The 13,652-nt window shown below is 71.2% G+C and carries 6 protein-coding genes; 5 read left to right on the forward strand and 1 reads right to left on the reverse strand.

Features of this window, described 5'->3' with window-relative positions; translation table 11 throughout:
* The first annotated feature begins 582 nt into the window (after window positions 1-582).
* The 5 genes from htpG (at window position 583) to C1I99_RS01320 (ending at window position 12,869) form a co-directional block, all read left to right on the forward strand.
* Window positions 583-2,499 (forward strand): molecular chaperone HtpG, encoded by a 1,917-nt coding sequence (gene htpG, locus C1I99_RS01300; RefSeq protein ID WP_267897457.1) that lies wholly within the window; start codon window positions 583-585, stop codon window positions 2,497-2,499.
* A gap of 843 nt (window positions 2,500-3,342) precedes the next feature.
* A complete protein-coding gene (locus C1I99_RS33080; protein ID WP_199561873.1) occupies window positions 3,343-6,492 on the forward strand; it encodes an OmpL47-type beta-barrel domain-containing protein in 3,150 nt (1,049 codons plus the stop codon).
* Window positions 6,493-6,513: 21 nt separating this feature from the next.
* Window positions 6,514-7,479, forward strand: coding sequence for a sugar phosphate isomerase/epimerase family protein (locus C1I99_RS01310; RefSeq protein ID WP_111132306.1), 966 nt, complete (start codon window positions 6,514-6,516; stop codon window positions 7,477-7,479).
* Window positions 7,476-8,639, forward strand: a complete 1,164-nt coding sequence (locus C1I99_RS01315; RefSeq protein ID WP_111132307.1) for a multicopper oxidase domain-containing protein — start codon at window positions 7,476-7,478, stop codon at window positions 8,637-8,639. Before C1I99_RS01310 ends, C1I99_RS01315 begins: the two co-directional genes overlap by 4 nt.
* A 183-nt stretch (window positions 8,640-8,822) precedes the next feature.
* Window positions 8,823-12,869, forward strand: coding sequence for a ThuA domain-containing protein (locus C1I99_RS01320; RefSeq protein ID WP_111132308.1), 4,047 nt, complete (start codon window positions 8,823-8,825; stop codon window positions 12,867-12,869).
* 150 nt (window positions 12,870-13,019) lie between these two features.
* Here C1I99_RS01320 and C1I99_RS32525 read toward each other — a convergent pair whose 3' ends face one another.
* A complete protein-coding gene (locus C1I99_RS32525) occupies window positions 13,020-13,376 on the reverse strand; it encodes a histone (RefSeq protein WP_111132309.1) in 357 nt (118 codons plus the stop codon).
* Between the last annotated feature and the right edge of the window lie 276 nt (window positions 13,377-13,652).

The following is a 13,652-nucleotide window of genomic DNA, read 5'->3' on the forward strand; positions in this document are numbered from 1 at the left end:
CGGCGGCGTAGACGGCGGTGACCGGGGCGGCGATGGCGCCGCCGGTGAAGGCGAGGCCGGCAGCGGTCAGAGCGGTCTTGCGCAGAATGTCGGTACGCATGATGATCAAAGCCTTTCGTTCGGGGGTTACGGCACCGCCGCGGGGGTGCGGCGGCCGTGCCACGTGAAGGGCGATGAAGAGACGGGCCGGCCCGGCGATCGGGTGGACCTGCTCGGGCGTCCCGGGAAGGTAACCGTCCCGGCCGGAGACGCATTCCGGCGGGGTCCCGGGACCTGGATCGGTCCGGGGTCGTGCGGCTACGTGGGTTACAACGACGCGAGGCCCCGGACCATGCCCGCCCCGGCCGTGGCGCCGGCCACCACAGGCCGGGACAAACCGGATAACACGCATCAGAGATCTCATCGTGGGTCCGACATTCGGGACGTCCGGCGTGGCGGCCCCATCCGCGCGCCATCAACCCGCACCGGCTGGTCGAGCTGATGCGTAGCGGTTCGCCGAGCGGGCGGCCCCGTCTCGCCGTCCGGGACGACTCGTATCCTTTCCGCGAAGCTCTCTGCGCGCTCAACGAGAAAGGACACGGTGTGAACAACGGGGCCGAGACGTTGGAGTTCCAGGCCGAGGCGCGTCAGCTGCTCCGGCTGATGGTCCACTCGATCTACTCGAACAAGGACGTCTTCCTGCGCGAGCTGATCTCGAACGCCTCGGACGCGCTGGACAAGCTGCGCCTGGCGTCGATGGTCGACAAGGACCTGGCGGTCGACACCTCCGATCTGCACATCGAGATCGAGGTCGACCGGGCGGCGCGCACGCTGACCGTGCGGGACAACGGCATCGGCATGTCCCGCGACGAGGTGGTGCAGGTGATCGGCACGATCGCCAAGTCCGGCACCGCCGAGCTGCTGCGCAAGCTGCGCGAGTCCGCCGACGCCGGGGCGTCGCAGGAACTCATCGGCCAGTTCGGCGTCGGCTTCTACGCCGCGTTCATGGCCGCCGACCGGGTGGAGCTGGTCACCCGCAGGGCGGGGGAGAGCGGCGGGACCCGCTGGGAGTCCACCGGCGAGGGCACCTACACGGTCGCGCCGGTGGACGACGCACCCCAGGGCACCTCGGTCACCCTGCACCTCAAGCCGGCCGATGCCGAGGACAACCTGCACGACTACACCGCCGAATGGACCATCCGGGAGATCGTCAAGCGATACTCCGACTTCATCGCCTGGCCGATCCGGATGACCATCGAGCGGCCCGGCGCGGACGGCGGCGCGCCCACCAGCGAGGTGCAGACGCTCAACTCGATGAAGGCGCTCTGGGCGCGCCCGCGCGACGAGGTCGACGCCGCCGAGTACCACGAGTTCTACAAGCACGTGAGCCACGACTGGGCCGACCCGCTGGAGGTCGTGCACATGAAGGGCGAGGGCACCTTCGAGTACGAGGCGCTGCTCTTCCTGCCCTCGCACGCGCCGCTGGATCTCTTCTCCCCGCAGGGCCGCCGCGGCGTGCAGCTCTACGTCAAGCGCGTCTTCATCATGGACGACTGCGAAGCGCTCATGCCGAACTACCTGCGCTTCGTCAAGGGCGTGGTGGACGCCCACGACCTGTCGCTGAACATCTCCCGGGAGATCCTCCAGCAGGACCGGCAGATCCAGGTCGTCCGGCGTCGGCTGGTCAGGAAGATCCTGGCCACGGTCAAGGATCTGAAGGCCAACCACCCCGAGCGCTACCGGACCTTCTGGACCGAGTTCGGCGCCGTGGTCAAGGAGGGGCTGGTCGACGACACGGAGAACCGGGAGGCTCTCCTGGAGATCCTCTCGGTCGCCTCCACCCACGACGCGAGCGAGCCGACCGACCTCGCCGGCTACGTCAGCCGGATGAAGGACGGCCAGAGCGACATCTACTACGCCACCGGCGAGTCCCGCACAATGATCGAGAACTCGCCGCACATGGAGGCGTTCCGCGCCAAGGGCTACGAGGTGCTCCTGCTCACCGACCCGGTCGACGAGGTCTGGGTCGAGCGGGTCGGCCAGTACGACGGCAGGGCCCTGCGGTCCATCGCCAAGGGGCAGGTCGACCTGGACACCGAGGAGGAGAAGAAGGAGGCGGAGGTCGAGCGCGAGCGGCAGCGCAAGGACTTCGCCGACCTGCTCACGTGGATGAGCGGTGTGCTCGCCGACTCCGTCAAGGAGGTGCGGCTGTCGTCCCGGCTGACCACCTCGCCGGCCTGCGTGGTCGGCGACGCCCACGACATCACCCCGACCCTGGAGAAGATGTACCGGGCGATGGGGCACGAGGTGCCGCCGGTCAAGCGGATCCTGGAGCTCAACCCGGGCCACCCGCTCGTCGCCGGCCTGCGCAAGGCGCGCGAGCAGGGCGGCACCGAGGATCCGCTGAAGGAGACCGCCGAGCTGCTGTACGGGATGGCGCTGCTCGCCGAGGGGGGCGAGCTGGCCGACCCGTCCCGGTTCACCCGGATCCTCGCCGACCGGCTCGCCCGGACGCTGTAACGCCGACGCCGCGACGGTCGGTGGGCGCACCTCCGGGGCGGCGCCCACCGACCGCGCTGACGGCGCGGGCGGTGCCCGCGTTGACGGTCTCCTGCCCCGAGCCGGGCCGCGGAGGCGGAACCGGGTCGGCGCCGGACAGGTCCGCCTCCGGGGTCACATCACAGGTCGCACCACAGCTGTCCTGTTTGGACGGACGGCCCACGTAACGCCGTTGTGGTCTGCGACGCTACTAACTTTCGTCGCTACGGATAAAAGTGCCGCCGCCGTCGACGAAAGGTCTGGACACGTTGAAGCCAACTTAGTAGTGTCGGGGTACGTCAATATGTTTCAAGGAGATGAACCGGCGGCGCGGTGAATCTCGACCGTGACTCCAGGCGGCGCAACACGCCCGGTGGCCACGGACAGGACCAGGGACGGCACGCAGGTCGGCGCTACCTCGAGCGCCCCGGTGCGGGCACGCGCCGCGGTTTGACCGATGCCCGTCCCTTACGGACACTCCGTCAGCTCCGACGCGGAACCCCGCCTGATCCCGCGTGCGATCCGGCTCGCCGCTGTCATCAGGCACATCCCGTTCACCCAGGACGACCGTGACACCTGGTCACGGCCGAGGACCTCGTGCGGTCAGGGAGGGGCCCACGAGCGGCAACTACAACGTTGTACACCGATCGAACGAAGGTTCGCGCGGCATGTGACGACGTACCACCAGCATCCACGGACGGTGCCACCCGCTGTCCCCGCGCTGCCACCGCGGCGTCGGGATCCGGCAGCGCTGACTACTTCTGCCATCGACGGGCCGACGCTCGCCCGCCGGTGTTCTCCCTCGGGACCGTGAAAGAGGCATCCATGAACGGGTTCTCACCGCCCGGCCGGCTCTCCGTGCGCCGGCTCCGGAGATCGATCGTGGCCGGCGCCACGGCGGCGTTGATGATGGTGACTACCGCGCTGGCGGCGGCACCGGCGAACGCGCGCCCCGTCGACCGCGACGACCGGGCGGCGGCCACCGCCGCCGCGTCGTCGCAGCAGCTCCAGGCCCAGGTGCTCACCTGGACCGCCGGCGACAACTTCCTGTCGTACCTCTCGGCGCCCACCACCGCCGTCGCCGGCCCGGCGACGCTGGTGTTCGAGAACAGCGCCGCGACCGGCAACACCACCGGTATGCAGCACACGCTCACCTTCGACACCGGCGACCCGGCGTACAACAGCGACGTCGACGTGAACATCCTCGCCGACCCGAACGACCGCAACGGCGGCCGGTGGACGGTCGACGTGGTGCTCTCACCCGGCACCTACCGCTACTTCTGCGCGATCCCCGGCCACGGCGGGATGGCCGGGCTCCTGGTCGTCTCCGACGGCGGCTCGGACACCACCCCGCCGACCGCGTCGGCGTCGGTGACCGGTGAGCGGGACGACAACGGCGCGTACGTGGGGTCGGCGACGGTGACCCTGTCGGCCACCGACGCCGGCTCGGGGGTGGACCGGATCGAGTACGCCCTCGACGGCGGCGCCTACGGCACGTACTCGGCGCCGGTCACCGTCAACCAGCCCGGCCAGCACACGCTGAGCTACCGGGCCACCGACAAGGCCGGCAACACGTCCGAGGCGCAGCAGGTGTCGTTCACCGTGGTGGAGCCACCACCGCCGGACACCACGCCACCGACCGTGACGGCCGCGGTGACGGGCCAGCGCGACGACGCAGGTGCGTACGTCGGCAGTGCCACCGTCACCCTGTCCGCCACCGACACCGGATCCGGCGTCGACCGGATCGAGTACGCCCTCGACGGCGGCGCGTACACCGCCTACACCGCGCCGGTGACGGTCAACCAGGCGGGCCAGCACACGGTCAGCTACCGGGCGACCGACCGGTCGGGGAACACGTCGGCGCCGCAGCAGGTGTCGTTCACAGTGGTGGACCCGCCCGCGCCCGACACCACGCCGCCGACCGCGACGGCCACGGTGACCGGTGAGCGGGACGACAACGGCGCGTACCTGCGGTCGGCGACGGTGACCCTGTCGGCCACCGACACCGAGTCGGGGGTCGACCGGATCGAGTACTCCCTCGACGGGCAGCCGTACGCCGTCTACTCCGCGCCGGTGACGGTGAACCAGCCGGGCCAGCACACGCTGAGCTACCGGGCTACCGACAAGGCCGGTAACACCTCGGCGGCGCAGCAGGTGTCGTTCACGGTGGTGGATCCGCCGGCGCCGGACACCACGCCGCCCACCGTGACGGCCGCGCTCTCCGGCCAGCTCGACGACGACGGCGCGTACCTCGGCAGTGCCACCGTCACCCTGTCGGCCACCGACACCGAGTCGGGGGTCGACCGGATCGAGTACTCCCTCGACGGGCAGCCGTACGCCGTCTACTCCGCGCCGGTGACGGTGAACCAGCCGGGCCAGCACACGCTGAGCTACCGGGCTACCGACAAGGCCGGTAACACCTCGGCGGCGCAGCAGGTGTCGTTCACGGTGGTGGATCCGCCGGCGCCGGACACCACGGCGCCCACCGTGACGGCTGCCGTGTCGGGTCAGCGCGACGACGCAGGTGCGTACGTCGGCAGTGCCACCGTCACCCTGTCGGCCACCGACACCGAGTCGGGGGTCGACCGGATCGAGTACTCCCTCGACGGGCAGCCGTACGCCGTCTACTCCGCGCCGGTGACGGTGAACCAGCCGGGCCAGCACACGCTGAGCTACCGGGCCACCGACAAGGCCGGTAACACCTCGGCGGCGCAGCAGGTGTCCTTCACGGTGGTGGATCCGCCGGCGCCGGACACCACGCCGCCCACCGTGACGGCCGCGCTCTCCGGCCAGCTCGACGACGACGGCGCGTACCTCGGCAGCGCCACGGTGATCCTGTCCGCCGCCGACGCCGGCTCGGGGGTCGACCGGATCGAGTACTCCCTCGACGGGCAGCCGTACGCCCGCTACTCCGCGCCGGTCACCGTCAACCAGGCCGGCCCGCACACGCTCAGCTACCGAGCCACCGACAAGGCCGGCAACACCTCGGGTACCGCGTCGGTCACCTTCACCGTGGTCGCCAGCGGACCCCAGCCCTGCCCGGTGCCGGACACCCGGCCGACGGTGTGGCTCGGCACCGTGGACAGCGGCGTACCCAACCGGGTCGTCGAGGGCGACTGCACCATCAACAACGCGATCCAGGACGAGCGGGCGTGGCCGAACCACGGCGAGTTCGTCACCCACGTCGGGGCGGTCGCGGAGCACCTGCACCACCTGGGCGTGATCAACCACAAGGAGCACGGCCGACTGGTGAGCGCGGCCGGCCGCTCGGGCGTCGGCAAGCCGGACGGCAAGGCCGGCTACCAGCCGCTGCTCGACGCCTCGGCGGCGTCGTTCGCCCGGTGGCAGCAGGTCGGGGCGGGCGGCTTCACCCGCAACGCCGACGGGTCGATCACCAGCCGCCCGGTCGGTGGACTCGGCATGCTGTGGTTCCCCGTCACGGCGTACGGCGACTTCTCGCTGAAGCTCCAGTGGCGCGACGACGCCCCCGGCGCCGGTCGGGCCAACAGCGGGGTCTTCGTCCGCTTCCCCGACGTGCACCGGCACCCCGCCGAGTCCCGCCCCGAGTGGGTGGCCATCAAGTACGGGCACGAACTGCAGATCCACGACCGGCCCGACGGCGACCAGTACAAGACCGGCTCGGTGTACGGGTTCGACCGGGTCGACCTGGCCGGCTCGCGGGTCACCCCGAAGGGCACCTGGAACGACTACGAGATCCGGGTGGTGGGGCAGCACTACTCGGTCTTCCGCAACGGCGAGCTGATCAACGAGTACGTCAACACCCCGGACGCGGTGTTCAGCCCGCCCCGAGCCGACGACCCCGGCGGCGCGGGACGCCAGCACGCCAGCGGACACATCGGCCTGCAGAACCACGGCGCCGCCGACGTCGTGAGCTTCCGCAACGTCCGCATCGCGCCGCTCTCCCCGTGCTGCCCGAACGGGACACCGTCCGCCACCCCGAGCAGCTGCTGCTGACCGAGCGAAGGGAACCACACCATGGCGAAGAACAGGATCGACCGTCGAGCGTTACTGCGCGGGCTCGCCGGCTCCACGGTCGCGGTCGGCGCGGCGAGCCTCGCCGGGGCGCTGCCGGCGACCGCGTCCGGCGACTCGAACGGGCACCTGATCCCGCGCGGCCAGATGGGCATCCAGCTCTACAGCGTCCGGGACAAGGTCGCGCAGGTCGGGTTCGCGGCGGTCTTCGAGGAGCTGTCCCGCATCGGCTACCGGGAGGTGGAGTTCGCCGGCTACACCCAGGGCGGCGTCGGCGCCATCACCCCGGCGCAGATCCGGCGGCTGCTCGACGACAACGGGCTGAAGGCGGCGGGCAGCCACCGCGGGCTCAACAACTTCCGCACCAACCTGGAGTGGGAGCTCGACGTCGCGGAGACCCTGGGCATGCCGGCCATCGGCACCGCCCAGGCGCCCACCGGCAACCGCACCATCGACGGGTACCGGGCCGCGGCGGCCGAGTTCAACGCGTGGGGCGCCGCCGCCGCTGCCCGGGGCATCAAGCTCTACCAGCACAACCACACGATCGAGTTCAGCTTCGCGGTCGACCGGCCCGACGTGCGGCTGTACGACCTGTTCCTGGAGCTCACCGACCCGCGGTACGTCTACCTGGAAATGGACATCCTGTGGGCGTACGGCGGCGCCCGCAAGTACCCCGGCTTCCGCCCAGCCGACTACGTCAAGGCCCACCCGCACCGCTTCCCGCTGTTCCACGTCAAGGACGGTGTCCCGCTGCCCGACCCGCAGCAGGGCAACTCCTACTCCGACGTCGAGTTCGGCGCCGGGGTCATCCCGTTCGCCGAGTTCTTCAGCGAGCTCGACGGCCGGGGGCGGTTCACCTACCTGTGGGAGCAGGACACCGGGCCGAGTGCCCAACCCAACCCGCCGGGCTCGCTGGGCGCGGCGGAGCGCAGCTACCGGCGCATGGTCGAGCTGCGGGGTGACCGGTGACCGCGCCGGCCTGGCGGCTACCCGATGCCGGCGCGGCCGACGGGCCCGGCCACCGGGGGTCGGGCACCGCCCGGCTGCTGGTCGTGGCGGCGATCGTGCTGCTGACCGTCGTCGGCGCGGGCGGATTCGCGGCCGCCGGCGGCACCCGCGCCTTCTTCGCCGAGCGGCCGGAGGGCTGCGCCAAGCCGGATCGCAGCATCCAGCTGTACGCGGTGGAGCTGCCCAAGGACGGCACCCAGATCCGGCTCGGCTACGGCCTCACCCCGGAGACGGCCTCCTACCCGGGCCCCACCATGGAGATGATGGAGGGCGAGTGCCTGGCCATCACCCTGCACAACCAGGTGCCCGCCGCGACCCTGGCCCAGCTGCGCACCGACGCCAACCACCCGCTGGGCGTTTCGCTGCACGTGCACGGGGTCAAGTACACCCAGCTCTCCGACGGCACCGTGCAGAGCGCCTCGTTCGTCCCGCCCGGCGAGTCGCGGACCTACACCTGGTTCGCGCAGCAGCGCAACAACCGGACCGGGGCGCAGGGCACGGCCGGGTACTGGTGGTACCACGACCACGTGGTGGGCGGCCCGCACGGCACCCAGGGCCTCGGCGTCGGGCTCTTCGGCGGGCTCGTGGTGCGGCGGCCGGGCGACCCGAAGCCGGACCGCACCTATCCGGTGGTCTTCGGTGACCGGCAGAGCATCAACCTGCGTCGCGGCGTGGACACCGACACCTGCGACGGGCAGAACCCGCGGCCGGGCCCGACCTGCCTGATCGCGCGTAAGGGGGAGAAGGTCGAGTTCATCGTTATCGGCATCGGCAACGAGATGCACACCTTCCACCTGCACGGGCACTCCTGGGCGGACACGCGCACCGGCGTGGTCGGCAACGGGCACCCCTTCGCGGACTCCGTCCCGATCATCGACAACAAATCGCTCGGCCCTGGCGACTCGTTCGGGTTCCAGGTGGTGGCCGGCGACTCGGTCGGGCCGGGGCACTGGATGCTGCACTGCCACATGCAGTTCCACTCCGACGCCGGCATGTCGACGATGCTGCACGTCCTGGACGAGTCCGGGGCGATGCCCCCGGGCCACGACCACCACTCCCACCCGGCGACCACCGCCGGTGCCGGCACCGCCACCGGCACCGGACAACACCAGCACGGTTGACCGCCGGCATCCGAACGACGGCCCCGTGGCTGCCGGCCCGACAGGAGCTGACCGGACCGGCAGCCACCGCCGAGGCCGCGCACCACCAGCGGTCCGCCGACCGACCACCGACTGACCGCACCGCCACCCGACCACCGCTCGGACACCACACCTCCGCCACACCTCACCTGTGAAGGAGTCGAGATGGCTCAGCAACGCCGTTCCCGGTTATCCCGATGGCTCGGACGTCGCCCCGCCGACGTCACGGCCTCCCCACCACCCGCCGTCCGCCGCCACACCGCCCGCCGCACGGGTGCGCTCACCGCCAGCGCCGCGCTGGCGCTCGGCCTGCTGGCCCTGCCCGCGCACGCCGCGAGCCCGGCGCCCGCGCCGGCGGCGGCCGCGCAGGCCGCGGCGGCGGTCAAGGTACTGGTCTTCCACGGCCCGGTCGACCAGCAGGACGACCCGGTTGCCACAGCCGCCGCCGCGATCAAGGAGTTGGGCACGGCGAACGGCTTCTCCGTCGACGTCTCCGCCGACCCGGGAGTCTTCACCGTCGGCAACCTGGCCCGCTACCGGGGCGTGGTGTTCCTCTCCGCGAACGGGGTGACGCTCGACGATGCCCAGGAGGCCGCGTTCCAGGCGTACGTCAAGGGTGGTGGCGGGTTCGTCGGCGTCCACGACGCCGCCCGCGCGCAGCCCAGCTCCGCCTGGTTCACCGGCCTGATCGGCACCCGCCCGGCCACCAGCCTGCCGAACGCCGAGAAGGCCGTCTCGGCCACGGCCAGCGGCGAGAACCCGCCCAACGAGACCGCCGCCAAGGCGATCGACGGGTCGACGAGCACCAAGTGGCTGACGTTCGCCCCGACCGGCTGGCTGGCGGCGAAGCTGGAGAAGCCGGTGGCGGCGAGCCGCTACGCGCTGACCTCGGCCAACGACTTCCCGGGCCGGGACCCGAGGAACTGGACCCTGCAGGGCTCCGAGGACGGCACCACCTGGACCGACCTGGACACCCGCAGCGGGGAAAGCTTCCCCCAGCGGTTCCAGACCCGGCAGTTCACCTTCACCAACAGCAAGGCGTACCAGCACTACCGGCTCAACGTCACGCAGAACGGAGGGGAGCCGCTGGTCCAGCTGGCCGAGCTGTGGCTGATCGGCCCCGACGCGGGACCCGCGCCGGACAGCAGGGTGCAGCGGGCCGTGGTCGACCTCACCGACCGCCAGCACCCGGCCAACGAGGGCCTGCCGTTGACCTGGACCCGGTCCGACCAGTGGATCAACTGGGATCCCAGCCCGCTCGGCCGGGTGCACACGATCGCACAGGTGGAGGAGGGGACGTACAACGCGGGTCTGAGCGGCAACGGCGCGTTCCACCCGATCTCCTGGTGCCAGGACTACGACGGCGGCCGGTCGTTCTACACCGGCATGGGCCGCACCGACGCCAGCTGGACCAGCGACAAGCAGTTCCACAGCCACCTGCTCGGCGGCATCAAGTGGAGCACCGGCATGGTCCGCGGTGACTGCCAGGCGACCATCGCGTCGAACTACCGCATCGAGCGGCTCACCGCCACCAACCAGCCCGGGCAGCTCGACCAGATCGGCGAGCCCCACGGCCTGACCATCGCCCCCGACGGCACGGTCTTCTACATCGGCAAGGCGGCCTGCCCGTCCGGGCCGATCACCAACTGGGACGACCCGAAGGTCGGCCTCGGCTGCGGCACCATCCACCGCTGGGACCCGAAGACCAAGCAGGTCAAGCTGCTCACCACCCTCGCCGTGATGGGCAACCGGGGCAGCGGCAGCGAACTGGTCAAGAACGAGGAGGGCCTGGTCGGCATCACCCTCGACCCGAAGTTCGCGCAGAACGGCTGGATCTACGTCTACTGGATGCCGCACGAGTCGATCGACCGGGACAAGCGGATCGGCCAGCGGACGGTGTCGCGGTTCACCTACGACGCCGCCAAGCAGACGATCGACCAGGGCACCCGCAAGGACCTGCTGCGCTGGGACACCCAGATCCACAGCTGCTGCCACGCCGGTGGGGGCATGACCTTCGACGAGGACGGCAACCTCTACATCGGCACCGGTGACAGCAACTCCTCCGGCGGCTCCAACGGCTACTCCGGCAACAACTGGACCCAGGACTACAAGGGCGTGTCGTTCCAGGACGCCCGCCGCACCTCGGGTAACACCAACGACCTCAACGGCAAGATCCTCCGCATCCACCCGCAGCCCGACGGCACGTACACCATCCCCGAGGGCAACCTGTTCACCGGCAAGGAGGAGGGCGGCGGCAAGACCCGTCCGGAGATCTACGTGATGGGCGTCCGCAACATCGCGCGGATCGATTGGGACCCGGTCAACGACTGGCTGACCGCCGCCTGGGTCGGCCCGGACGCGGGCGGCCCGAGCCCGGAGCTCGGCCCGGCCAAGTACGAGACCGCCACGATCATCACCTCCGCCGGCAACCAGGGCTGGCCGTACTGCATGGGCGACCGGCAGCCCTACCGCGACCGCAGCAACACCGACGCCAACCAGCTGACCGGCTGGTACGACTGCGACAACCTGAAGAACACCTCGCCGCGCAACACCGGCCTGGTCGACATCCCGCCGGCGCGGGACAACATGATCTGGTACTCGCCGCAGGGCGGTGGCCCGGTCTACCCGAAGCGCGCCGACGGCAGCGGCCTGCCGACCTACCGGCTCGGCGACGAGACGTTCACCCAGCCGTACCTGAAGGGCGGCGGCCAGGCCATCATGAACGGGCCGACCTACCAGCGCGAGAAGGTCGACACGAACAGCGGCGTGGCGTGGCCGGCGTACTGGGACAACAAGTGGTTCATCGGTGACCAGTCCAACGCCAACAACCGGGTCGCCGTCACCGTCGATCCGACCAAGGTCGCCAGCAGCGGGCCCCCGGCATTCGGCGAGGACCTGCGCAGCATCATCCGCTCCGGCGGCGGCGGCACCCAGCTCCAGTCCTGGATGGACGCCAAGTTCGGCCCGGACGGCGCGCTCTACCTGCTCGACTACGCCGGCGGGTTCTTCAGCCTGCACCCGAACCAGAAGCTGATCCGCGTCGCCTACCAGGGCGGCCCGGCCACGCCGAAACCGAGCGACGCCACCGCGCGGGCGGTCGCGCAGAGCAACCCGAGGACGATCGCCTTCTCCAGCGCCCGGACCGGCGGCGTGGCGTGGGAGTGGAACTTCGGTGACGGCAGCGCGCCGTCACGGGAGGCGAACCCGACCCACACCTACGCGAAGTACGGCACGTACCAGGCGACGGTGAAGGTCACCTACGCCGACGGTGAGGTGGCCACCGGGAAGATCGAGGTCGTCGTCGGGTGCGCCGCGCCGGACGCCCGGCCGACGGTACGGCTGCTCGACACCGACACCGGTGTGGCCAACCGGCAGGCCGGCGGCAACTGCACGATCAACGACCTGATCGACGACGAGCGCGGGTGGTCCAACCACGGCCAGTTCGTCAGCCACGTCGCCGACGTGGTCACCGAACTCCGCTCGGCCGGGGTCGTCGACAACCGCGAGTCGTCGACGCTGAACCGGGCGGCGGCGCAGTCCGAGATCGGCAAGACCAGCGGGTACCGGCCCCTGTTCGACGGGACGGCGCAGTCACTGGCCGACTGGCGGCAGGCGCCCGGCGGGTCGTTCACCCTGCGGCCCGACGGTTCCATCCGCAGCTCCGGCGGCCTGGGCATGCTGTGGTACGCCAAGGACGAGTTCGCCGACTTCTCGCTGCGAATGCAGTTCCGGGACGTCTCCGCTGAGGGTGTGCACGGCAACAGCGGCGTGTTCACCCGGTTCCCGGATCCGCGGATCCCGCTGGAGCAGCGGCCGGCCGGCGGCTGCGGGACGGTCGGCTCGGCCCGTAGCTCCCAGGCGTGGGTGGCCATCTACTGCGGGCAGGAGATCCAGATCTACGACGGGTCCTCCGGCGAACCGCAGAAGACCGGGTCGGTCTACAACTTCGACCCGATCGGGCTGGACAAGGCGGGCGTGACGCCGAAGGGCCAGTGGAACGACTACGAGGTCCGGGTGGTCGGACAGCACTACACGATCATCCGCAACGGCGTGGTGATCAACGAGTTCGACAACACGCCGGGCAAGGCGTCGTCCCGCCAGGGCGACCCGCCGACGGACCTGCGCCAGTTCCTCAGCGGGTTCGTCGGGTTGCAGAACCACGGCAGCAACGACCTGGTCGAGTTCCGCAACGTCCGGGTGCGGGAGCTGTAGCGCCACAGGTGCCGGGTGCGGAGGGAACACCTTCGCACCCGGCACCACCGTGCGCCGGCCCGCCGCCTCCGGACGGCGGGTCGGCGGCGGTCGCTTCGGAGGATGCGCCGTGGGCCCGGTCGGCGGAGCGGCCGGTCCACGCCGAGTGGTTCAGCCGGCCCGGCGGCCCGTACGCCGGTTGTCGAACGACTCCATCCTGGTCGCCTTCCTCGCCGGCGCCCTGGTCTCCGTGATCCTTCGCTCCCGCGCCGCGGCGGCGGCCTTCTTCGCCGTGGCCTTCTTCGCGGGCGCCTTCGCGGCCGGTCCCTTCGTCGGCGGCGCGTTCTTGGCGGCGGTGGCCTTCGCGGTCGGCTTGCGGGTCGGTGCCGCCGTGGCGGAGGTGGCCTTCTTCCGCGCGGCGCGGGCGGTGGTCGGGGTCGGCTTCTCGCCCGGGGTCTTGGCGGCGCTCGCTCCGGTGGCCCGCTTCGTGGCGGTCGCCACCTTCTTCGCGGCCGCGGCGCGTTTCATCGGCGCCTTCTTCGCCCCGGTGGCTTTCCTGGCCCCGGTCGGCCTGCTGCCCGCCGGGGTGGCCCTCCGTGTTCCGTCGGCCATCCTCGCTCCTCCTCGGGATCTGCCAGGGAATCGGATCGCCGGCGACGGCCGGGCGCGGTCAGCCGCGTCAGACCGGACCGGCCCGCCGCGGGTCTTCCCCGGGGCACCGGCAGGCAAACGTCCCGCGCGCCGCCCTCGGAATCCCGGCGCCGCCGCGAGGTGCGCCGCCCGGACGGCAGACTGGTGGGGATG

Source organism: Micromonospora deserti (genome assembly GCF_003236335.1).
Taxonomy (GTDB): domain Bacteria; phylum Actinomycetota; class Actinomycetes; order Mycobacteriales; family Micromonosporaceae; genus Micromonospora; species Micromonospora deserti.